The sequence below is a fragment of the Streptomyces sp. NPDC046925 genome, assembly GCF_040644915.1.
GTDB lineage: Bacteria > Actinomycetota > Actinomycetes > Streptomycetales > Streptomycetaceae > Streptomyces.
In genome coordinates, this window is the sequence record NZ_JBEYWZ010000003.1 from 869,080 (window position 1) to 891,188 (window position 22,109).

Genomic DNA, 22,109 nt, shown 5'->3' on the forward strand with positions numbered 1-22,109 from the left:
TCCGGGTCTGCTTACCCCTTGGCGCGGCGCCCGCTGCGGCGAGGCGTCGGCTCCTCGCCGTCAAGAAGCTCCAACCGCCGCTCCTCCCCCCGCTCCTCCGTCTGCACGACGATCTTCCGCAGCAGATCCGCCAGCGTCCTGCACTCCTCGTCCGTCAGACCGTCGGCGACGAACGCCTCCTCCGCGTTGAAGGCGGGGAACACCTTCTCCATCAGCCGCTCCCCCTCCTCGGTCAGCCGCAGCAGCGCGAGCCGCCCGTCGTCCGGGTGGCCCCGGCGTTCCAGGAGCCCGCGCCCCGCCAGCGTGCGGGCGACCCCGGTCAGGGTGCCCTTGGAGATGCCCGCCTCCTCGGCGACGTACCGCGTCTCCATCTCCCCCCAGATCCAGACGACGTAAAGCACCACGAACGACGTCCACGTCAGCTCGGCCCCCCGCAGCACGGAGTTCTCGAAGTGCTGCCGGACGGCCGACGCCGCGCGGTAGATGTTCGAAACGGCGGCCATCTGCTCGTACTTGACGGGGGTGCCGCCGAGCTTGGCCCGGACCGCCTTCTCGGTCTCGCGGATGGTGCGGTAGCCCGTCACGTCCGTATCTCCTCGTTCCTGTGCGTCGCCTGCGCGTTGCCCGCGCGGCGCCCGTGCATTGACCGCGCCGCGCCCGTGCGCCGCCTGCGCCTGGCGCGCCCGCTCGCGTCTGCTGTGGTTCCGGCCGACGGCCACAGTCTGCCAAGACCTCTTGCCGGGGCGCATACGCGTCCGTACCATCAGCGCCACTCGAATTCGTACGGGCTCAAACGATAACGCGTTTCCGCTGGATACGCCCTCCCCTCCCCGGAGTCCCGGTATGGCCATCGATCACCACGGCACGCCCGCGCCCGCGCCGCCCCTCTCCTCCGCCTCCGCACCCGAACGCCGCATCGGCGTCACCGGCATCGTCTTCTTCGTCGTCGCGGCCTCGGCCCCGCTCACCGTGGCCGCGGGCGGCGTACCGCAGTCCCTCGGCGTCACGGGAATCCTCGGCATACCCCTGCTCTACCTCCTCATCGGCGTCGTCCTCGCCCTCTTCAGCGCGGGGTACGCGGCCATGAGCCGGCGCATCACGGGCGCCGGGGCGTTCTACGCGTACACGGCGCAGGGTCTCGGCCGCACCGCCGGTGTCGGCGCGGCCTTCGTCGCGCTGCTCGCGTACAACGCCATGCAGATCGGCATCGCGGGGCTCTTCGGGGCGACGACCGCGCAGTTCATCGACTCCAAGACCGGCGTCGCCATCCCCTGGTGGGCGCTCGTCCTCGCGTGCACGGTCGTGGTGGGAGCGCTCGGGTACCGGCGCGTGGATCTGGGCGTGAAGGTGCTCGCCGTCCTGCTCGTGTTCGAGTTCGGCACCGTGCTCGTCTTCGACGTCGGGCAGTTCGCCGACGCCCCGCAGGGGGTCTCCACCGCACCGCTCACCTGGGGCGCCGCCACGGACGGCGCGCTCGGCGTCGCGCTGTGCTGCGTCTTCGCCGCGTACATGGGGTTCGAGTCGGCGGCGCTCTACAGCGAGGAGTGCCGTGATCCGCGCCGTACGGTGGCGCGCGCCACCTATATCGCCGTCGGGCTCATCGGGGTCTTCTACGCGGCCACCGCCTGGGCCATGATCAGCGGCGCGGGCACCGGGCAGGCCACGAAGGTCGCGGCCGAGCAGGGGCCCGAGATGCTGTTCTTCCTCGGTGACCGGACCAGCGGCCTGGGCCCGGCCTTCTCCGACTTCGCGCAGCTCTTCCTCATCACCAGCCTCCTTGCCGCGCTGCTCTCCTTCCACAACGCCGTTGCCCGGTACGTCCGTTCACTCGGCCGGGAGGGCGTGCTGCCGCGCGGGCTCGGAGTGATCCACCCGCGGCACGGGTCTCCGCACCGGGGATCGCTGCTCCAGACCGCCCTCACGCTCGTCGTCATCGGCGTCTTCGCGCTCGCGGGGCGCGATCCGGTGATGGACGTCTTCACCTGGCTGACCAACCTCGGCGCACTCGGCGTGATCCTGCTGCTGCTCGCCACGTCCGCTTCGGTCATCGCCTACTTCGTCCGCCGGCGCGAGCTGAACGAGTCCAGCGAGCCCCTGTGGAACCGGCTCGTCGCGCCACTCCTGTCGGGTGCCGCGCTCGCCGTCATCTTCTGGCTCGCCCTGACCAACTTCAGCGTCCAGCTGGGAGTTTCGTCCGGCAATCCGCTGCGGTGGATTCTGCCTTCCCTGATCCTCGTCGTCGCCGCGGCGGGGGTGTTGTGGGGGGTGTGGCTGCGGAGGTGCCGTCCGGAGACTTATGCGGGGATCGGGTCGGCGGCGGGGAAGTAGGGCGGGGCTCGTGCTTCGCTTCTACAAGCCCCGCTCCAGCAGCGTCCCGCCGTTCCAGGTCACCCCCACCTGCCGGTAGTACGCGCCGATCGGCTCCTCGATCGTCAGGGCGGCCAGTTCCTCCGTGGGTACGTCGAAGAGGTCGAGTTCGGCCTCGCCCGACCAGGGCTGACCGCCCTCGAAGGAAGCGGCGCCGGATGCGATGAGCTCGTCCAGGGCCAGGCCCTTCCCCTCTATGGCGGGGAGTTGGCGGTGGTGGGCCATGGGGTGGGCGTTGACGAAGCCGTTCGCCTCAGCGGGTTCGCGCAGGGTGACCGTCGCCTGGGCGATGCGGCGGTCGGCGGCGGCGAGGGTGGCCCCGAAGGCGGCGCCCGCCTCGATGCGGGGGGCGGGGCCGAAGGGGTGCGGCCGGGTGAGGTGGATCGAGCCGAGCTTCTTCGGGTAGCCCTGGTGGATGCCGCGGGCCACGGCGAAGTCCTTGTCGACCCAGATGTAGACGCAGCGGGAGTAGGTACGGCCGCGGTAGCCGCACCGCACGACGGCGAAGCACTCCTTGTACTGGGCCCGTACGGGGTCGAGCAGCTCTTCCCTGGAGTCCCCGCAGGACTGCCAGTCGGCCCAGATGAGGGCGACGGCGCCGGGGTCGTCGGGGGCGAGGTCGAGTGGCGCGGGGAGGAGTTCTCGGATCCTGGCGGGGTCCGTGCGGTACTCGACGGTGAGGAGGTCTCCCGAGTAGTGCCAGGGCGGGGCCGGGATGAGCGAGGAGCGGCCCGTCGCGGTCCTGGGCGGGAAGAATCCTTGAACGCGAACTCCGGCCATGAGGCTGCTCCTTCGGACGCGACGAACTTTCCTTGTCGTTTGGGCCCGTACGATAGACCTCTGGGGGTTCTAGCGCTATGGGGGCGGGTGCGGGGCGTTCCGGGTGCGGGTGCGGGTCGGCCGGGTGCGGTGCGGGGCGTTCCGGCTGCGGGTGCGTCCGGGTGCGGTGCGGGTTCGTCTGTGGGTGCGGGGGCGCGCCGGTATGTCCGTCCTCGCCATCCGCCTCTGGTCGCCTGTCTTCTTCGCCTCGGGAGCGCCGCGAACCGTGCTCCGGGCGGAAATACCGACACACCCCCTCCCGTCTCGATGCCGGGTGCGGGCCGTCACCAACCGGGCCGTTCCTACGCCCCGGTCCTACGCCCCGGGTCGAACCCGGCGAGTCGGGCGGGTGGGCGGGAAAGGTCCTACGGGGTCTATGGCGGGGGTGCGCCGATATCCCGCCGGTGGCGCGCACCCCGGCGGGGAGGCTCACCGCGGGGTCCAAGGCATTGGACAGCGGGCCCAGTTGCCCCCAAACCCCCCGTAGGGGCTTGCGCAGCCCCGCGTGGGTTCCTATCGTTTGGTCTCAAACGATAACCGCAGAAAGGCTGGACTCCGGGTGAGTGAAACCAGCGCAACCCCGAGGAACAAGGCCACCCGAGTAGCGGAAACCGTAGAAGCGCTCCGCGCCCAAGGCACCGACGTGATCCGCGTCGTCTACCCGGACCTCCTCGGCGCCGACCGGGGAAGAGACATCCTCGTCACGCATCTGCCGAGCGCCTGCGAACACGGCCTCTCCTTCTGCCGCGCCGTCTACCACACCACCCCCCGCGGAGACGTCGTCCCGGTCACGGGCGGCCTCGACGCCGGGCTCCCGGACGTCGCCGTACGACCGGATCTGTCCACCCTGCAACCGCTGCCCTGGGAGCCCGGCGTCGCCTGGTGCCTGGGTGACACCCTCGACCCCGCGACCGGCGAAGCCGCCCCGGAGTCGCCACGCGCCCTGCTGCGGCGGGTACTAGAGAGCGCCGAGGAGTACGCCGACGGCGCCGTCACCCCGATCGTCGGCCCCGAGCTGGAGTACTTCCTGTGCGAGGCCGACCCCGCGACCCCCTCCGGATGGTCCGTGTACGGCGGCGCCACGGGCAACGTGTACAGCGCGGGCCGGCGCGGCGACCCGGACGGCCACCTCCTGCGCACCCTGCGCACCCTGGGCGACCTCGGCATCGGCGTCATCGCAGGCAACCACGAGTTCGACGGCGGGCAGTTCGAGATCAACCTCGACCACTCCGAAGCCCTGGACGCCGCCGACCGCGCCTTCCGCTTCAAGGCCGCCGTCAAGGAGACGGCCCGCCGCGAGGGACGGCTCGCGACCTTCATGGCCAAGCCGTTCAACGGCCTCGGCGGCTCCGGCTTCCATCTGCACGCCTCGCTCGTCGACGCCGCGGGACACAACGTCTTCGCGGACGCGGGCGCCCCCGACGGCCTCTCCGCCACTGCCCGGCACGCCATCGCCGGACTCCTGCGCCACGCCCCCGCGCTCAGCGCCCTCCTCAACCCCACCATCAACTCGTACAAACGGTTCGGCCCCGACACCCTCGCCCCCTGGCTCATCGACTGGGGCCACGACAACCGCAGCGCCATGCTCCGGATACCGCCCGAGAGGGGCGCGGGAACCCGCCTCGAACTCCGGCTGGGCGACGCCTCCGCCAATCCCTACCTCGCCGTGGCCGGCGCCGTCGCCGCCATCCTCCTCGGCATCCGCGACAAACCGGAGCCGCCCGCGCCCCTGGAGGGCTACGGCTACCAGGAGGACTCCGCCCCCGGCCTCCCCGGCACGCTCGGTGCCGCGCTCGACGCCCTGGAGGCCGACACGGCACTGACCGGGCTCCTGGGCGCGGAGTTCACCGACGCCTTCCTCACGTACAAGCGCAACGAGATCGAGCGCTTCCAGCAGCACGTCACGGAATGGGAGTTCACCGAGTACGCCTTCCTCATCTGACCCTCTCGCCCGACTCCCGAGAACCGAAGGATTACGTCCATGAGTACGGTCACGGGGTCCGCGCCCCTCGCCCTGTCCGACGTCGACCTCGCCGACAACGACAAGTTCACCGACGGCACGCTGCCCTGGCGGATGTTCGACGTGCTGCGCCGCGATGACCCCGTCCACTGGCAGCCCGAGCCCGCGCCCAACTCCGGTTTCTGGGCGATCACCCGGCACGAGGACATCGTGCGCGTGGACCGCGACCCGGAGACCTTCACCTCGACGCGGTTCACCAACCTCGAAGAGGTCGACGAGGACCAGATAGCCCTGCGCCGCTCCCTCCTGGAGACGGACGGCATGCGGCACCGCGCGATGCGGCTGATCCTGCAGAAGCAGTTCACGCCGCGCGCGGTCGCCACGTACGAGACGTTCCTGCGGGGGCTCACCGCCCGCACCCTCGACGCCGCCCTGCCCAAGGGGACCTTCGACTTCGTGCGGGAGGTCTCGGCCGACTTCCCCATCAACGTGCTCGCCCGGATGCTCGACGTCCCCGAGGAGGACACCCAGCAGCTCATCGACTGGGGCAACCGCATCATCGGGAACACCGACCCCGACTACGCCGACGTGCTTCTGGAGAGCGCGGAGAGCGAGCAGTACCGCGATCTGCCCTTCCGCTCCCCCGCCGCGCTCGAAGTCTTCGAGTACGGCAGGAAGCTGGCCGCGAAACGGCGCGGCGGGAGCGGTACGGACCTGGTGAGCACCCTGGTCAACAACTCGCCCAAGGACGGCATCCCGCTCTCCGACACCGACTTCGACAACTACTTCCTGCTGCTCGTCGTCGCGGGCAACGAGACCACCCGGCACGCCATTTCGCACTCCATGCTCGCGCTGATCGACCACCCGGCCGAGCGCGCCAAGCTCACCGCCGATCCCTCGCTCGTGCCGGGCGGCGTCGAGGAGTGCCTGCGCTGGGCATCGCCCGTCTACCACTTCCGGCGCACGGCGACCCGGGACGTGGAACTCGGCGGCAAGCTGATCAAGGAGGGCGACAAGGTCGTGCTGTGGTTCGCCTCGGGGAATCGTGACGAGGACGTCTTCCCCGACCCGTACCGCTTCGACGTCACCCGCCAGAACATCGACCACGTCACCTTCGGCAAGGGCAGCCCGCACTTCTGCCTGGGCAACTCCCTGGCCCGCCTGGAGATGCGGATCATGTTCGAGGAGCTGCTGCCCCGGTTGGCGGACATCCGCCTGGCCGGTGAGGTGCGCCGCGTCCGCTCCAACTTCGTGAACGGGATCAAGGAACTCCCCGTCACGGTGACCCTGGCGTAGGGGCCCGTATCAGCCCCCGGACGTGTCCAGTTCCGCGTCCTCGCTGATGCCCGCGCAGTCGTACGGGTCCTTCAGCCAGCCGTCCGGCAGGACCACGCGGTTGTTGCCCGACGTACGGCCGCGCGGCCCGTCCGCGCCCGTCGGCCACGGCTGGTCGAGGTCCAACTCGCCGAGCCCGTCTTCGAGTTCGGCGAGGGACGAGGTGATCGCGAGGCGCTTGCGCATCTCCGAGCCGACCGCGAAGCCCTTGAGGTACCAGGCGACATGCTTGCGGAAGTCGATGACACCGCGCGCCTCGTCGCCGATCCACTCGCCGAGCAGCGTCGCGTGGCGCAGCATGACCTTCGAGACCTCGCGCAGGTCCGGGGCCTTGGGCGCGCCCGTGCCCTCGAAGGCGGCCACCAGGTCACCGAAGAGCCAGGGGCGGCCGAGGCAGCCGCGGCCCACGACGACGCCGTCGCAGCCGGTCTCCTTCATCATCCGCTGCGCGTCGGCGGCGGACCAGATGTCGCCGTTGCCGAGGACGGGGATCTCGGGGACGTGCTCCTTGAGGCGGGCGATGGCGTCCCAGTCGGCGGTGCCGCCGTAGTGCTGGGCGGCGGTGCGGCCGTGCAGGGCGATCGCCGTGACGCCCTCCTCGACGGCGATGCGGCCCGCGTCGAGGAAGGTGATGTGCTCGTCGTTGATGCCCTTGCGCATCTTCATCGTGACCGGCAGGTCACCCGCCCCCGCGACCGCCTCGCGGAGGATCGCGCGCAGGAGGGGCCTCTTGTACGGGAGCGCGGAGCCGCCGCCCTTGCGGGTGACCTTGGGGACGGGGCAGCCGAAGTTCAGGTCGATGTGATCGGCGAGGTTCTCCTCGGCGATCATGCGGACCGCCTTGCCGACCGTCGCCGGGTCGACGCCGTACAGCTGGATGGACCGGGGCTTCTCGGTCTCGTCGAAGTGGATCAGCTGCATGGTCTTCTCGTTGCGCTCGACCAGGGCGCGCGTGGTGATCATCTCGCTGACGAAGAGGCCCTTGCCCCCGCTGAACTCGCGGCACAGCGTCCGGAACGGCGCGTTCGTGATGCCCGCCATGGGCGCGAGCACGACGGGCGGCCGCACGGCGTGCGGGCCGATCTGAAGCTGGGGCTCCATGGCGCGGGATTCCTCCGGGACGAACGGGGCTGGGACGAGGGCAGACCTCTTATTGTCCCTCATCCGCGGGACTGCCCGTGCGGCTGCCCGTATGACCGCCCGTGCGGCTGCCCGTATGACCGTCCGTACGGCTGCTCGCGGGACTGCCCGCGCCGCTGCCCACACGCCCCGCCTTCACCAAGCGGTACAGCTCCTCCGTGGCCGCCTGCGAGCGGGCGTCCGCCGGGACGTACGTGCCCAGGCGCGGCCCCTCGGCCGGACCGAGCCACAGGCCGTGGTACGTGAAGTGCAGCGGGCCCACGACGGAGTTGTTGAACCGTTTCGACTGGTCGACGGCCTGCATCACCTCATGGCGTTCCCACAGTTCGCAGAAGACCGGTGACGCCTTGCGCATCCTCCTGAGCAGCGTCTTCCACGCCGGGTCCGCGAGATGCCCCGCCATCCGCGCCCGGAACCGCGCCACCATCCGGCGCATCGTCTCGTCCCGGTCCTCCATGGCGGCCTGCCAGGCGGGATGCGTGAAGGTCAGCCACATGCAGTTGCGGTCCTCGGGCGGCAGCACGTCCAGGTCCGCGAGGAGATTTCCGTACGTGGCGTTGTAGGCGAGGATGTCGTAGCGGGCGTTCTGGACGCAGGCGGGGTACGGCTCCAGCTGCGTGACGATCCGCAGCAGGCCCTGCGGGACCGACGCGATCTCGGCGGCCGGGGACGGGTCGGCGGTGCCCGCGAGCTGAAAGAGATGGGCGCGCTCACCGGAGTCGAGCATCAGGGCGCGGGACAGCGCGTCGAGCACCTGGGCCGACACATGGATGGCGCGGCCCTGCTCAAGCCACGTGTACCAGGTGACGCCGACCGTCGAGAGATGCGCGACCTCCTCGCGGCGCAGACCCGGCGTACGGCGGCGGGGGCCGCGCGGCAGGCCCGCCTGCTCCGGCGTGATGCGCTCGCGGCGGCTGCGCAGGAAGTCGGCGAGCTCGCTGCGGCGGATGCGGTCGCCCGTCCGGGCAGGCGCTGCGGTGTCCATGAGGACAGCTTGCCCGGATGCCGACCCTGTTTCCAGGTAGTACAGGTACCAGGATAAAGCGACTCTGGTACCAGGCTGAAAGTTCGACGAGCGTCGTACTCGTGAACCTGACGAACTCCACGGCCCGCGTCCTGAAGCCCGCCCCGGCGGCCCGGTCCGCCACCGCCGGCGAACACCCCGCCCTGACCCCGCTCGGCCTCGTCACCATCCTGCTCGGCGCCGCGCTCCCGATGATCGACTTCTTTATCGTCAACGTCGCCCTGCCCAGCATCGAACACGACCTGCACGCCTCCCCCGCCACCCTGGAGATGGTCGTCGCGGGCTACGCCGTCGCGTACGCGGTGCTGCTCGTGCTCGGCGGGCGGCTCGGCGACACGTACGGTCGCCGCAGGCTCTTCCTCTGGGGTGTCGCCGCCTTCGGCGTGACCTCGCTGGCCTGCGGGCTCGCGCCCGGCGCCTGGTGGCTCGTGGGGGCGCGCGTGGCCCAGGGCGCGGCGTCCGCGCTGATGCTGCCGCAGGTCCTCGCCACCATCCACGCGACGACGCGGGGCGAGCGGCGCTCGAAGGCGGTGGCCCTCTACGGCTCGGTGGGCGGCATCTCCGTCATCCTCGGCCAGGTGCTCGGCGGCGTCCTGGTCTCCGCCGACCTGGCGGGCACCGGCTGGCGCGCGGTGTTCCTGGTGAACGCGCCCGTGGCGGTCGCGGCGCTGCTCTGCGCGGTGCGTTCCGTGCCGGACAGCCGTGCCGGGCAGCCCACCCGCAGCGACATCGGCGGCACGCTGCTGTTCGCCGCGACCCTGATCGCGCTGCTGCTTCCGCTGACCGAGGGCAGGGCCGCGGGCTGGCCCCTGTGGTCGGTGCTGCTCCTGGTCGCCTCGCCGTTCCTGGCGCTTGCCTTCGCCCGCGTGGAGCTGCGGGCCGAACGCACCGGCGGCAGCCCGCTGCTGCCTCCCTCGCTGCTTCGTGAGCCCGGCGTCCGCAGGGGCCTGGCCCTCGGCGTGCCCATCTTCACCGGCTTCGCCGGGTGGATGTTCGTCAGCGCGGTCACGCTCCAGCAGTGGCTCGGCTTCGGCCCGCTCAAGGCCGGTCTGACGCTGATCCCCATGGGCGTCGCGCAGTTCGCGGCCTCGATACTGGCCCCGCGCCTGGTGACGCGGATCGGCAGCCGGGCACTGACGCTGTGCGCGCTGGCCCACGGCTCGGGCCTCGCGCTCCTCGCCCTGACGGTCCTGTGGACGCCGTACGCCTCGCTGACCCCGCTCACCCTCGCTCCCGGCCTGGCCCTGTGCGGCCTCGGGCAGGGCGTGCAGCTCGCTCTCTACTACCGCATCGTGCTCGCCGCGGTACCGGCGGCGAAGGCGGGCGCGGGTAGTGGCCTCGCGGCGACGGTCCAGCAGTCCTGCCTGGCCTTCGGCGTCGCCACCCTCGGCTCGCTTTTCCTGGCGTTGGTTCCGGCGGCGGGGATGCGGGATGCGTTCGCGGTGGTCCTTGGCGTACAGCTGACGGGCCTGATCGCCCTGGCTCTCCTCAGCCTGCGGTTGCCTCGGCGGCTGACGTGACGCGGGGCCGGCCCTTCAGCGGGGGGGGCGGCTGCTCTTGGTGCGGGTGCGCTGTGGTTGCCCGCGCAGTTCCCCGCGCCCCTGACGGGGCCCCGGCCGACCGTCGTCACGTGCGGGTGCGCTGTGGTTGCTCGCGCAGTTCCCCGCGCCCCTGACGGGCGCCCCCGGCCGGTCGTCAGCACGTGCCGGTTCGTCGTGGTTGCTCGCGCCGTTCCCCGCGCCCCTATCGGGGCTCCCTGTCGTCCGTGGACGCAGCTCCCGGTCCGTCGGGATACCGTCGAACACATGCCCCCGCAAGAGCTGACGCACCGCCGACGCATGCTCGTCCTCGCCATCTGCTGCATGAGCCTGCTCATCGTCAGCCTGGACAACACCGTCCTGAACGTCGCTCTGCCGACCATGGCGCGGGAGTTCGACACCAGCATCTCGGGGATGCAGTGGACGATCGACGCCTACACCCTCGTACTCGCCGCGCTCCTCATGCTCGCGGGGTCGACGGCGGACCGCGTCGGACGGCAGAAGATCTTCAAGGTGGGCTTGGTGATCTTCACCGTCGCCTCCGTCGCCTGTTCACTCGCGCCCAATCTGGAGTCCCTGGTCGCCTTCCGCATGGCCCAGGCGGTCGGTGGCTCCATGCTCAACCCGGTCGCGATGTCGATCATCACGAACACCTTCACCGATCCCCGCGAACGGGCCCGCGCCATCGGGGTCTGGGGCGGTGTCGTCGGCATATCCATGGCGGCGGGCCCCATCGTGGGCGGTCTCCTCGTCGACTCCGTCGGCTGGCGCTCCATCTTCTGGATCAACCTGCCGGTCGGCCTCGCGGCCCTGCTCCTCACCATCCGGTACGTCCCCGAGTCCCGCGCCCCCAAGCCCCGCCGCCCCGACCCCGTCGGCCAGCTCCTGGTCATCGCGCTGCTCGGCGCCCTGACGTACGCGATCATCGAGGCCCCGACGGCGGGCTGGACGTCACCGCTGATCATCGCGTTCGCGGGCGCCGCGCTCCTCGCCCTCGCCGGACTGCTCCTCTACGAGCCGCGCCGCCGCGACCCTCTCATCGACCTGCGCTTCTTCCGCTCGGCGCCGTTCAGCGGGGCCACGGTCATCGCGGTCTGCGCCTTCGCCGCGCTCGGCGGCTTTCTGTTCCTCTCCACGCTCTACCTCCAGAACGTACGCGGCCTGAACGCCCTGCACGCGGGCGTGTGGATGCTGCCGATGGCCGCGATGACACTGATCTGCGCCCCGCTGTCGGGCCGCCTGGTCGGCAGCCGCGGCCCGCGTCTGCCCCTGCTGATCGCGGGGGTCTCGATGACCGTCTCGGGCGTCCTGTTCGCCGCCTTCGACGCGGAGACCGAGAACACCACGCTCTTCGTCGGCTACGTACTCTTCGGCCTCGGCTTCGGCTTCGTGAACGCCCCCATCACCAACACCGCCGTCTCCGGAATGCCCCGCTCCCAGGCGGGTGTCGCCGCCGCCGTCGCCTCCACGAGCCGCCAGATCGGCCAGACGCTCGGCGTCGCGGTCATCGGCGCGGTCCTGGCCTCCGGGGTCGGATCCTCGTCGTACGCGGCCGCGTTCACCGGGGCGAGCCGCCCCGCCTGGTGGATCATCGCGGGCTGCGGCCTCGCGGTCCTGCTCCTCGGCGCGCTGACCAGCGGCCGCTGGGCGAGGGAAACGGCACGCCGCACCGCCGAGCGCCTGGCTCCCGGAACGGAGGACCCGGCAGGCCGGCCGAGTACTACTCTCGCGCCATGACCGCGACTTGGGACCCCACAGCATCAGGCGTACTGCGACTGCCCTCGGGCCGCCTCATCCGCGGCCGCGGCCTGCGCCACCCGCTCCCGGAGGGCACGCGGCCCGAGTTCGCGCTGTACCTCCTCGGCAAGGAACCGCCCGCCGTCGCCTGGGAGTCCACGTGGCTGCGCTGGCCCGACTTCCGGCTGCCCGCCGACCGCACGGAGACGGCCGCCGCCCTGCGCGAGGCCTTGGAGCGGTCGGGGACGGAGCGGGTCGAGGTCGCGTGCGGCGGCGGCAAGGGCCGTACGGGGACGGCGCTGGCGTGCATCGCGGTACTCGACGGGGTGCCGGGCGCCGAGGCGGTCTCGTACGTGCGGAAGCACTACGCGCCGCGGGCCGTGGAGACGCCGTGGCAACGGAAGTTCGTGAAGCGCTTCGGCTGACGCCGGGGGCGCCCGTGACGCCGTTCGCGCGGGGTCACGGCACCGAGGGATCCACCGTCGCCTGGTGCTCCTCGGCGAGGTGTTCCTCCGCCTTGAGCCAGGGCAGGAACTGGACCCGCTTGCCCCAGCCGCACGTATCGCACCTCAACTGGCGCTGTACGCCGGACTTCTGCACGTGCACGACATGCTCGCGTCCATGCTGGTCCCATCTGCTGACCTTGCTCGTGGTCATCGAAGGCATGGCGAACAGTGTGCAGCAGAAGCCCCCGGTTCCCTATGCGGAACCGGGGGCTTCTTTCAACCTTCACTCAGCGAGTGCCCCTGCGGGGGTCGGGCGTCAGCAACCCACCAGGCGCGAGGCGAGGTAGCCCTCGATCTGGTCGAGGGAGACGCGCTCCTGCTTCATCGAGTCACGCTCGCGCACCGTGACCGCGTTGTCGTCCAGGGTGTCGAAGTCGACCGTCACGCAGTACGGCGTGCCGATCTCGTCCTGGCGGCGGTAGCGGCGGCCGATGGCGCCCGCGTCGTCGAACTCGATGTTCCAGTTCTGGCGGAGGGCGGTCGCCAGGCCCTTGGCCTTCGGCGAGAGCTCCGGGTTGCGGGAGAGCGGGAGCACCGCGACCTTCACCGGGGCGATGCGGTGGTCGAAGCGCATGACCGTGCGCTTCTCCAGCTTGCCCTTGGCGTTGGGGGCCTCGTCCTCGATGTACGAGTCGAGGAGGAAGGCGAGCATGGTGCGGCCGACACCGGCTGCGGGCTCGATGACGTACGGAGTCCAGCGCTCGCCGGCCTCCTGGTCGAAGTACGAGAGGTCCTGGCCCGAAGCCTTGGAGTGCGCGGAGAGGTCGTAGTCCGTGCGGTTGGCGACGCCCTCGAGCTCGCCCCACTCGCTGCCGCCGAAGCGGAAGCGGTACTCGATGTCAGCGGTGCGCTTGGAGTAGTGGGAGAGCTTCTCCTTCGGGTGCTCGAACCACCGCATGTTCTCCTCGCGCAGGCCCAGGCCGGTGTACCAGTTCCAGCGCTGCTCCATCCAGTACTCCTGCCACTTCTCGTCCTCGCCCGGCTTGACGAAGAACTCCATCTCCATCTGCTCGAACTCGCGGGTCCGGAAGATGAAGTTGCCGGGCGTGATCTCGTTGCGGAAGGACTTGCCCATCTGCGCGATGCCGAACGGCGGCTTCTTGCGCGAAGTCTGCTGGACCTGGGCGAAGTTGGTGAAGATGCCCTGCGCGGTCTCGGGACGCAGGTAGGCGACGGAGCCGCTGTCCTGCGTCGGGCCGAGGTGCGTGGAGAGCATGCCGGAGAACTGCTTGGGCTCGGTGAACTGGCCCTTGGTACCGCAGTTGGGGCAGTTGACGTCGGCGAGGCTCTCCGGCGGGCGGCCGTGCTTGGCCTCGTAGGCCTCTTCCAGGTGGTCGGCGCGGTGCCGCTTGTGACAGGAGAGGCACTCGGTCAACGGGTCGGAGAACGTCGCGACGTGACCCGAGGCCTGCCAGACCTCCGTGGCCAGGATCACCGACGAGTCGATACCGACGACGTCCTCGCGCGAAGTGACCATGTAGCGCCACCACTGGCGCTTGAGGTTCTCCTTGAGCTCGACGCCGAGCGGCCCGTAATCCCAGGCGGCACGCTGGCCGCCATAGATCTCACTGCACGGGTAAACAAAGCCACGGCGCTTGCTCAGGCTGACGATGCTGTCGATCTTGTCGGCGGCCACGGTGCTCTCTTCATTACGACGGTGGGCGAAGCGAATGACTCAGGTTACCGGCGGCATTACCCCCGTAATCAAATCGGTTCCGGTCGAGCTCCCCCGGGGGCCTCCGGGCGAGCTCCCCCGCGGACCGCTAGTTGACAATCGTTTCCAGATTTGTTGAAAATGAGTGTCATGAACGTACGTCGCCTCATACCCACCGCCGCCGTCGCCTCCGCCACGGTTCTCGGCCTCACGGCCCTCTCCGCCTGCTCCTCCTCAAGCGCCGCGGACAAGAACGGCGACGGCAAGCTGAACGTGACGGCGTCGTTCTACCCCATGCAGTACCTCGCGCAGGAGATCGGCGGCGAGCACGTCTCCGTCGACACCCTGACCAAGCCGGGCGTCGAGCCGCACGACCTGGAGCTCAGCCCGAAGCAGACCGCCTATCTCGGCGAATCGGACTTCATCCTCTACCTCAAGGGCATCCAGCCCGCCGTCGACGACGCCATCGGCCAGTCCGGCGTGAAGAACACCGTGGATGCCGCGACCCTCACCAAGCTGGAGAAGCACGGCTCCGGGGTCGGCCACGACCACGGCGGCGAAGAGCACTCCGACGAGCACGCCGACGAGCACGCCGAAGAGGAAGAGCACGGCCACGAGAGCGAGGCCGGCGCCGACCCGCACATCTGGCTCGACCCGGTGAAGTACGCCGAGGTCGCCGAGGGCGTCGGCAAGGCCCTCGAAAAGGCCGACCCCGACCACGCGGCGGACTACAAGAAGAACACGAAGGCCCTGGTCAAGAAGTTGGACGGGCTGAACACGAAGTTCGAGGACGGCCTGAAGAACGCCAAGTCCAAGACCTTCATCACCACGCACTCCGCCTTCGGCTACCTCGCCGAGCGCTACGGCCTGGAGCAGGAGAGCATCGCGGGCGTCGACCCCGAGTCGGACCCGAGCCCCGCCCGCATCAAGGAGCTCCAGGACATCGCCAAGGAGGACAGGGTCTCCACGGTGTTCTTCGAGACCCTCGCCAGCGACAAGACCGCCAAGACCCTCGCGAACGACGCGGGCCTCAAGACGGACGTCCTCGACCCCCTCGAGGGAATTACGGACAAGTCCAAGGGCGATGACTACATCGGGGTCATGGAGTCCAACCTCGCCGCGCTGCAGAAGGCTCTCGGCGCGAAGTGAACGAACGGCAAGCAGCATCGGAGGCGCACGCCATGGAAGCCACGGACGCAGCGGGGACCGCCCCGCCCGTCATATCCGTGCGGGCGGCCACGGCCACCCTCGGCGCGCGCCCCGTGCTGCGCGGCATCGACCTCACCGTCAACTCCGGTGAGGTCGTCGCCCTGCTCGGCGCCAACGGCTCGGGCAAGTCCACCGCCGTGCGCTCCGTGATCGGCCAAGTCCCCCTCACCGGCGGCGACATAAGCCTCTTCGGGACCCCCCTCAAGCGCTTCAGGCAGTGGGCCCGCGTCGGCTACGTCCCGCAGCGCACCACGGCCGCCAGCGGCGTCCCCGCGACGATCCGCGAGGTTGTCTCGTCGGGCCGCCTCTCGCGCACGAAGCTCACGAGGCTGGGCTGGACGACGAAGGCGGACCGCGCGGCGGTCGACCGGGCCATCGGGCTCGTCGGCCTCGCCGACCGCGCCAAGGACTCCGTGAGCGCCCTCTCCGGCGGCCAGCACCAGCGCGTACTCATCGCCCGTGCGCTCGCCTCCGAGCCCGAGCTGCTGATCATGGACGAGCCCATGGCGGGCGTCGACCTGGCGAGCCAGGAGATCCTCGCGCAGACCCTGCGCGAGCAGGTCGCGGCCGGTACGACGGTCCTGCTCGTGCTGCACGAGCTCGGCGCCCTGGAGCCGCTGATCGACCGCGCGGTCGTCCTGCGCGACGGCTGCGTGACGCACGACGGCCCGCCGCCCAAGGCCACAGGACAGCACGCCCTGCCCGGCCACGACCACGTACATCCGCACTCGGCCGACGAGCACGAGCCGATCCGCACGGGACTGCTGACCTGATGATGGAAATCTTCCAGACCGAATTCATGCAGCGGGCGCTGATCGCCGCCGTCCTCGTCGGCATCACGGCCCCCGCCATCGGCATCTACCTCGTCCAGCGCCGCCAGGCCCTGATGGGCGACGGCATCGGCCACATCGCCATGACGGGCGTCGGCCTCGGCTTCCTGCTCAACTCCAGCCCCGTCTGGATGGCCACGCTGGTCTCGATCGTCGGCGCGGTGACCATGGAGCTGATCAGGGCGTACGGCAAGACGCGCGGCGACATCGCCCTCGCGATGCTCTTCTACGGCGGCATGGCGGGCGGTGTCCTGCTGATCAACCTCTCGGACACCGGCTCGAACGCGAACCTCTCCTCGTACCTCTTCGGCTCGCTCTCGACGGTCTCGGACTCCGACGTCACGGCGATCTGCCTGCTCGCGGCCTTTGTGGTCCTCGTCACGATCGGCCTGCGCAAGCAGCTGTTCGCGGTGAGCCAGGACGAGGAGTTCGCCCGGGTCACGGGACTTCCGGTGCGCGCCCTCAACCTCCTCATCGCGGTCACGGCCGCGGTGACGGTCACCGTCGCGATGCGTGTCGTGGGCCTGCTCCTGGTGAGCGCGCTGATGGTGGTGCCGGTCGCGGCGGCCCAGCAGATCACCCGCTCGTTCAAGGTGACGTTCGTCCTGTCGGTGGTCATCGGCACCGCCGTGACCCTCTCCGGGACGATCACCTCGTACTACCAGGACGTGCCGCCCGGGGCGACCATCGTCCTCATGGCGATCGGCGTCTTCGTGGTCCTGACGGCGCTCGCGACTCCCCTGGCCAGGCGCCGGGCACGGGCGGCGACCGCCGCGGACGCGACCTGCACGGCGGACGTTCCCGGCGCGCGGCGCCCGGCGGACGAGGTCACCGTCTGAGAGCGAGCTGGCACAATGGCCCCACGGGATATGACAGATGTGCGGGCGATCGTGCGAGTGATCAGTTGAGGAGGCACCTGTGACAACAGCTGCGGGACCCCCGGTACGAGGCCGATCCACCCGGCAGCGCGCCGCGGTGGCGGCGGCCCTGGGCGAGGTGGACGAGTTCCGCAGTGCGCAGGACCTGCACGACATGCTCAAGCACAAAGGCGACTCGGTGGGCCTGACGACGGTCTACCGCACGCTCCAGTCCCTCGCCGACGCGGGCGAGGTCGACGTGCTGCGCACCGACGAGGGCGAGTCCGTCTACCGCCGCTGCTCCACCGGCGACCACCACCATCACCTGGTCTGCCGGGTGTGCGGCAAGGCGGTCGAGGTCGAGGGCCCCGCGGTCGAGAAGTGGGCCGAGGCGATCGCCTCCGAGCACGGGTACGTGAACGTGGCGCACACGGTCGAGATCTTCGGCACGTGCGCGGAGTGCGCGCAGAAGTGACCTGAACGCACCGCGGGCCCGCACCGGATTCGGTGCGGGCCCGCGGTGCGTTCGCAGTGCGTCCGCGGTGCGCGTGCGTCAGCTGTTCGCGATCTCTTCCTCGTTCGGGATCGCCCCGCCGAACCGGCGGTCGCGCCCGGCGTACTCCAGGCAGGCGCGCCACAGGTCGCGCCGGTCGAAGTCGGGCCACAGGACGTCCTGGAAGACCATCTCGGCGTAACTGGACTGCCAGATGAGGTAGTTGGACGTGCGCTGCTCGCCGCTCGGGCGCAGGAACAGGTCCACGTCCGGCATGTCCGGGTAGTACATGTACTTGGCGAAGGTCTTCTCGTTCACCTTCGACGGGTCGAGCCTGCCCGCGGCGACATCGCGCGCGATGGCCTGCGCGGCGTCCGCGATCTCGGCGCGCCCGCCGTAGTTGACGCAGAAGTACAGGGTCATCGCGTCGTTGTCGACGGTCTGCTCCTGGGCGATCTGGAGCTCCTGGACGACCGACTTCCACATCTTGGGCATGCGCCCCACCCAGCGGATACGGATGCCGAGCTCGTTCATCTCGTCCCGCCGGCGCCGGATGACGTCGCGGTTGAAGTTCATCAGGAAGCGGACCTCGTCGGGCGAGCGCTTCCAGTTCTCGGTGGAGAAGGCGTACAGGGAGAGGTTCTTGACGCCCATCTCCAGGCAGCCCTTGAGTACGTCCAGGACGACGCCCTCGCCCACCTTGTGCCCCTCGGTGCGCGGCAGCCCCCGCTCCTTGGCCCAGCGGCCGTTGCCGTCCATGACGCACGCCACATGCTGCGGCACCAGCTCGCCGGGGATCTTGGGCGGCCGGGCGCCCGAGGGGTGCGGCTCGGGGACCTTGTACTCACGGCGGGACCGTCCGAGGATTCCGCGTCGTGCCATGGGGGGCTCTCTCCTACCTAGCTGATCTCTGTACGTGACGTGCTTACGTGGTCTTCTCTACGTACCGCAATGAGCGGAGCCCGCGCTCCAAGTGCCAGTGCAGATAGGCGGAAACAAGCCCGCTGCCCTCCCTGACATGCCGTGCCTCGCACGCGTCCGCCGTCTCCCAGTCTCCGGTGAGCAGCGCGCCGAGCAGGCCGATGGCTTCCAACGAGGGTACGACGCTGCCGGGGACCCGGCAGTCGACGCAGACGGAGCCGCCCGCGGCCACGGAGAAGAAGCGGTTGGGGCCCGGCATTCCGCACTTCGCGCAGGAGTCGAAGCTGGGCGCGTATCCGTTCACGGCGAGGGAGCGCAGGAGGAACGCGTCGAGGATGAGATGCGGCTCGTGCTCGCCGTTGGCGAGGGTCCGCAGGCCGCCCACGAGCAGCAGATACTGCTGCACCGCGGGCTCGCCCTCATGGTCGGTGAAGCGCTCGGCGGTCTCCAGCATGGCCGTGCCCGCCGTGTAGCGCGCGTAGTCCGTGACGATCCCGCCACCGTACGGAGCGATGGTCTCACTCTGCGTGCACAACGGAAGTCCGCGGCCGATGAGTTCGCTGCCGCGCGCGAAGAACTGCACGTCGACGTGGGAGAAGGGTTCGAGCCGCGCCCCGAACTTGGACTTCGTGCGCCGCACGCCACGGGCGACGGCGCGGACCCGGCCGTGACTGCGCGTGAGCAGCGTGATGATGCGGTCCGCCTCACCCAGCTTCTGGGTGCGCAGCACGATGCCGTCATCACGGAACAGACTCATGGGCCCCATTCTCGCGTACGGGTCCGACAGCCGTGGCCGGGGTCACCGAACACCACTCCGGAACGGGCGACCGCCCCTACTGGCGGCTGATCGCCCGTGTGACGCCCGCCGCGATCGTCGTGGCCAGGGTCCAGCCGGTGACGATCAGCGCGTACGACAGCGTCTGGTACGCCCCTTCCGCGGCATACGCCTGCTCCTGGCCGAAGCCGATGATGGGGAGCAGCAGGTCCAGTGTGTAGAAGAACGGGTCGAAGTCGGGCGCTTCGTCCGGCTTCAGCGCGCGCGGGTGGTGCACCGCGTACGTGACCGATCCGATCAGGAGCAGCGAGAACAGCCAGACCGCCGCGCGCGTCGGGCGGAAGCCGTAGCCGACGGTGACGTCCTGGAGGTAGCCCCACGCCCTGGCGTACGACGGCAGCGTCGCGCGGTGGCGGCGCTCCTTGGCGAGCTGGACGCTGCGGGCCGCCGCCGCGTCACCGCCCCGGCGGTAGGCCGCGGTGAGCTGCTCGTACGCGTACGGGATATAGCCGTCGGTGTCCCGCTCAAGGACCTGGAGCCTGCGTTCGGCGGGTTCGTGCGGGCCGAGCCGCGTATAGGCCAGGCCGTCCAGGCGCACCTGGCTCGGCCAGGACTCCGGGGTGATGTGCAGCAGGTCGAACTGGGCGCCCCGCAGCGTGATGGCCCCCGCCACCGGGGGCGCGTCCTTCAGCCAGAACGACCCGGCGGTCACCCCACTGGCCCGCAGCGCCGTACCGCCCGGGTTCGAGAGGCGCGCGCCCTCCAGGTTGAGCTGTCCCGGTATGCGGGCGCCCCGCAGATTGACCCGCCCGGACGCGGTCAGCCGTGCCGCGTTCAGATCCGCGCCCGCGTTGAGGGTCGACGCGTGCAGGGCGGTGCCGCCGGGGTTGCTGAGCACGGCGTCGTCGAGGGTGATGTTCCCGGCGACGACCGCGCCCTCCAGGCGGACGAGACCGTGCGCGACCAGGCCTCCGTCGGCCTGGAGGTCGTCGTCGATGATGACGCGGTTGAGCGCGAGGACGGGCTCGTCCAGCCGCACGCCCGCCTCCCCCAGTTCCGCGTGATCGAAGAAGACCGCGCCCGAGATCCGCGCGCCGCCGAGCCGCACGGGCCCCCTGATCCGGCACCGGGTCATGCGCAGCGAGCCGTCGACGCGCAGGGCGATGGCCTGCAGCCCCGGCAGCACGGAGCGGCCCAGGTTCAGCTGCCGCAGCCGCGCCCCGTACAGATCGGGCACCTCGTCGAAGTAGCAGGCCCACAGGTGGATCGGCGCCGCGACGTCGACGTACTGGAGGTCGAGCCTGCCGGTGATCCTCGCGCCGGTGAGCCGCAGCAGCGGGGTCTCGCCGGTCTCGCGCGGCCCTTCGAGGAGCAGCAGGCGGAGCACCTCGGCGCGCACGGTCCGCTCGGGCCCCCACTGGGCCCCGGAATCGGCCTCGGCGCCGTCCGCCGGCCGGAGGTCGACGGTCCGGCCGCGCGCGTACGCCTGCCACACGCGCCGTTCGACGGCCGTCAGCTCGATGCTCTCCACCGCCGCGACGATGACGCGCACTGCCGGGGGGTGTCAACTGCCTTTCCGCGCGCCCCCGTTGCCTCCCGACCCCTGACTGAACCGCCCAGACCTGACAATATGCGCGCATGAAGAGTGAGCTGTTCTCCACGGAGTACATGGCGCAGCAGTCCGTCGCCCCCGGGATGACCCTGCAGAACGCCAAGTCCATCAAGTACGCGGTCAACGGTGAGATGCACGCGCGGCAGGGCGCGATGATCGCCTACCGCGGCGACCTGCAGTTCGAGCGCAAGGGCCAGGGCGTGGGCGGCATGCTCAAGCGGGCGGTGACCGGCGAGGGCCTGCCGCTCATGGCGGTGCGCGGGCAGGGCGAGGCGTGGTTCGCGAACGAGGCGCAGAACTGCTTCATCGTCGACATCGAGCCGGGCGACGTCCTCACCGTCAACGGCCGCAACGTCCTGTGCTTCGACGCGACCCTCTCGTACGAGATCAAGACGGTGAAGGGCGCGGGCAAGACGGGCGGCGGCCTCTTCAACAGTGTCTTCACGGGGACCGGGCAGCTCGGCCTGGTCTGCGACGGCAACCCGCTGGTGATCCCGGTCTCGCCCCAGCAGCCGGTGTACGTCGACACGGACGCGGTGGTCGGCTGGACCGCGAACCTGGACACGTCCCTGCACCGCTCGCAGTCCATCGGCTCGATGATCAGGGGTGGTTCCGGGGAGGCGGTGCAGCTGATGCTGCGGGGCGAGGGGTACGTCATCGTGCGCCCGAGCGAGGCGACCGCGCAGAAGCCGCAGCAGCACTAACGCCGACGGCCGGGGCGGGCCTGATCCGGGTGGCTGATCGCTTCCCAGGGGGCGAGGATCCACGGGCTGGTCCGGTTCGCCGGGTCGAGGAGGGCGCGGAGGTGGGCGTCGGAAACGGCCTGGGGCGCGGGAAAGTCCTGGTCCTCGGTGCCTTGCAGGCTCTCCCGCCAGACCTGCCTGCCGAGGAGGTAGTGGCCGGCGTACTCCTGCCAGGAGCCGTACGTCCCCGCGACCGTCGGCACGACGTTCTTGAGCCGGGCCCAGGTGTCGGCCTCGCTCAGCATCCCGCAGGCGAAGCCGCGCCGTGAGATGTCGACGTAGAGCGCGATGTCCCAGGCCAGGGGCGCCACGCCGAGCCTCCGCTGGGCCATGGCGCGATAACCGGTGCTCGCAAGCCCGCTCAGGCGCCCGAGCAGCTGCTCGGGCGCGGTGATCTCCCACTGCTCGGCCAGCCACTTCTCGGCCTTGCGGTCATCGATACGGGTGAACGGATACAGGGTCGTGCGGGACGCGTCCTTGTCCCGGCTGACCGGCGCGCTCAGCGACACCATCCAGAGCTGGTGCATGGTGAGCGGCGCCGGGTACTTCGACTCGACCTTCGGCTTGCTCCACTTCCATATGGCCATGC

General features: G+C 70.5%; 21 protein-coding genes. 11 read left to right on the forward strand and 10 right to left on the reverse strand.

All coding sequences use genetic code 11. The features are described 5' to 3' along the window. Window positions 1–11: 11 nt before the first annotated feature. A complete protein-coding gene (locus tag ABZ906_RS17140) occupies window positions 12–584 on the reverse strand; it encodes a MarR family winged helix-turn-helix transcriptional regulator (protein WP_361382791.1) in 573 nt (190 codons plus the stop codon). Between the two features lie 259 nt (window positions 585–843). Between ABZ906_RS17140 and ABZ906_RS17145 the strand changes: the two genes are divergently transcribed. Continuing rightward, window positions 844–2,328 (forward strand): APC family permease, encoded by a 1,485-nt coding sequence (locus ABZ906_RS17145; RefSeq protein WP_361382794.1) that lies wholly within the window; start codon window positions 844–846, stop codon window positions 2,326–2,328. 21 nt (window positions 2,329–2,349) lie between these two features. Here the strand turns inward: ABZ906_RS17145 and ABZ906_RS17150 are convergent, their stop codons facing one another. Next, complete coding sequence (locus tag ABZ906_RS17150) at window positions 2,350–3,147, reverse strand: acetoacetate decarboxylase family protein (protein WP_361382797.1); 798 nt, start codon at window positions 3,145–3,147, stop codon at window positions 2,350–2,352. 682 nt (window positions 3,148–3,829) lie between these two features. Here ABZ906_RS17150 and ABZ906_RS17155 point away from each other — a divergent pair. Continuing rightward, window positions 3,830–5,128, forward strand: a complete 1,299-nt coding sequence (locus ABZ906_RS17155) for a glutamine synthetase family protein (protein WP_361189720.1) — start codon at window positions 3,830–3,832, stop codon at window positions 5,126–5,128. A gap of 39 nt (window positions 5,129–5,167) precedes the next feature. Beyond that, window positions 5,168–6,442 (forward strand): cytochrome P450, encoded by a 1,275-nt coding sequence (locus ABZ906_RS17160; protein WP_361382800.1) that lies wholly within the window; start codon window positions 5,168–5,170, stop codon window positions 6,440–6,442. 9 nt (window positions 6,443–6,451) lie between these two features. On the opposite strand, the gene dusB is transcribed toward ABZ906_RS17160, so the two are convergent. Both dusB and ABZ906_RS17170 read right to left on the reverse strand, forming a co-directional pair. Then, entirely contained in the window at window positions 6,452–7,582 is a 1,131-nt protein-coding gene (gene dusB / locus ABZ906_RS17165; RefSeq protein ID WP_361382803.1) for a tRNA dihydrouridine synthase DusB, read from the reverse strand. Window positions 7,583–7,631: 49 nt separating this feature from the next. Then, complete coding sequence (locus ABZ906_RS17170; protein WP_361382806.1) at window positions 7,632–8,606, reverse strand: helix-turn-helix transcriptional regulator; 975 nt, start codon at window positions 8,604–8,606, stop codon at window positions 7,632–7,634. Window positions 8,607–8,623: 17 nt separating this feature from the next. On the opposite strand from ABZ906_RS17170, the gene ABZ906_RS17175 reads away from it, so the two are divergent. The 3 genes from ABZ906_RS17175 to ABZ906_RS17185 all read left to right on the forward strand — a co-directional run bounded on the left by ABZ906_RS17175 (window position 8,624) and on the right by ABZ906_RS17185 (window position 12,345). Continuing rightward, window positions 8,624–10,165, forward strand: coding sequence for an MFS transporter (locus ABZ906_RS17175; RefSeq protein ID WP_361382809.1), 1,542 nt, complete (start codon window positions 8,624–8,626; stop codon window positions 10,163–10,165). A 285-nt stretch (window positions 10,166–10,450) separates the two neighbouring features. Beyond that, on the forward strand, window positions 10,451–11,920 hold the full coding sequence (locus ABZ906_RS17180) for an MFS transporter (protein ID WP_361382812.1): 1,470 nt from the start codon (window positions 10,451–10,453) through the stop codon (window positions 11,918–11,920). Then, window positions 11,917–12,345 carry a protein-tyrosine phosphatase family protein gene (locus ABZ906_RS17185; protein ID WP_361382815.1) on the forward strand — a complete coding sequence of 143 codons (429 nt, stop codon included), beginning with the start codon at window positions 11,917–11,919 and terminating at the stop codon, window positions 12,343–12,345. The genes ABZ906_RS17180 and ABZ906_RS17185 overlap by 4 nt, the downstream gene beginning before the upstream one ends. A gap of 34 nt (window positions 12,346–12,379) precedes the next feature. Here ABZ906_RS17185 and ABZ906_RS17190 read toward each other — a convergent pair whose 3' ends face one another. Next, window positions 12,380–12,586, reverse strand: a complete 207-nt coding sequence (locus ABZ906_RS17190) for a hypothetical protein (RefSeq protein WP_361189233.1) — start codon at window positions 12,584–12,586, stop codon at window positions 12,380–12,382. Between the two features lie 96 nt (window positions 12,587–12,682). Continuing rightward, window positions 12,683–14,062 (reverse strand): glycine--tRNA ligase, encoded by a 1,380-nt coding sequence (locus ABZ906_RS17195; RefSeq protein WP_361189231.1) that lies wholly within the window; start codon window positions 14,060–14,062, stop codon window positions 12,683–12,685. 168 nt (window positions 14,063–14,230) lie between these two features. On the opposite strand from ABZ906_RS17195, the gene ABZ906_RS17200 reads away from it, so the two are divergent. From ABZ906_RS17200 to ABZ906_RS17215, 4 genes are all read left to right on the forward strand, one after another. Continuing rightward, window positions 14,231–15,229 (forward strand): metal ABC transporter substrate-binding protein, encoded by a 999-nt coding sequence (locus tag ABZ906_RS17200; RefSeq protein WP_361382818.1) that lies wholly within the window; start codon window positions 14,231–14,233, stop codon window positions 15,227–15,229. A gap of 32 nt (window positions 15,230–15,261) precedes the next feature. After that, on the forward strand, window positions 15,262–16,062 hold the full coding sequence (locus ABZ906_RS17205; protein ID WP_361382821.1) for a metal ABC transporter ATP-binding protein: 801 nt from the start codon (window positions 15,262–15,264) through the stop codon (window positions 16,060–16,062). A 2-nt stretch (window positions 16,063–16,064) separates the two neighbouring features. Then, on the forward strand, window positions 16,065–16,958 hold the full coding sequence (locus ABZ906_RS17210) for a metal ABC transporter permease (RefSeq protein ID WP_361383257.1): 894 nt from the start codon (window positions 16,065–16,067) through the stop codon (window positions 16,956–16,958). 79 nt (window positions 16,959–17,037) lie between these two features. Then, window positions 17,038–17,451, forward strand: coding sequence for a transcriptional repressor (locus tag ABZ906_RS17215; RefSeq protein ID WP_190081029.1), 414 nt, complete (start codon window positions 17,038–17,040; stop codon window positions 17,449–17,451). Between the two features lie 78 nt (window positions 17,452–17,529). Here ABZ906_RS17215 and ABZ906_RS17220 read toward each other — a convergent pair whose 3' ends face one another. From ABZ906_RS17220 to ABZ906_RS17230, 3 genes are all read right to left on the reverse strand, one after another. Continuing rightward, complete coding sequence (locus tag ABZ906_RS17220; RefSeq protein ID WP_190081028.1) at window positions 17,530–18,351, reverse strand: isoprenyl transferase; 822 nt, start codon at window positions 18,349–18,351, stop codon at window positions 17,530–17,532. A gap of 43 nt (window positions 18,352–18,394) precedes the next feature. Continuing rightward, window positions 18,395–19,147: a DNA repair protein RecO gene (gene recO, locus ABZ906_RS17225; protein WP_361189220.1), complete on the reverse strand. Its 753-nt coding sequence runs from the start codon at window positions 19,145–19,147 to the stop codon at window positions 18,395–18,397. Window positions 19,148–19,223: 76 nt separating this feature from the next. Continuing rightward, window positions 19,224–20,696: a membrane-associated oxidoreductase gene (locus ABZ906_RS17230; protein WP_361383260.1), complete on the reverse strand. Its 1,473-nt coding sequence runs from the start codon at window positions 20,694–20,696 to the stop codon at window positions 19,224–19,226. A gap of 107 nt (window positions 20,697–20,803) precedes the next feature. Here ABZ906_RS17230 and ABZ906_RS17235 point away from each other — a divergent pair, with 107 nt between their 5' ends. After that, window positions 20,804–21,481 (forward strand): AIM24 family protein, encoded by a 678-nt coding sequence (locus ABZ906_RS17235; RefSeq protein WP_361189218.1) that lies wholly within the window; start codon window positions 20,804–20,806, stop codon window positions 21,479–21,481. Here the strand turns inward: ABZ906_RS17235 and ABZ906_RS17240 are convergent. Further along, on the reverse strand, window positions 21,478–22,107 hold the full coding sequence (locus ABZ906_RS17240; RefSeq protein WP_361382824.1) for a DUF1266 domain-containing protein: 630 nt from the start codon (window positions 22,105–22,107) through the stop codon (window positions 21,478–21,480). The two genes, ABZ906_RS17235 and ABZ906_RS17240, sit on opposite strands and share 4 nt — an antisense overlap. Window positions 22,108–22,109 lie beyond the last annotated feature (2 nt).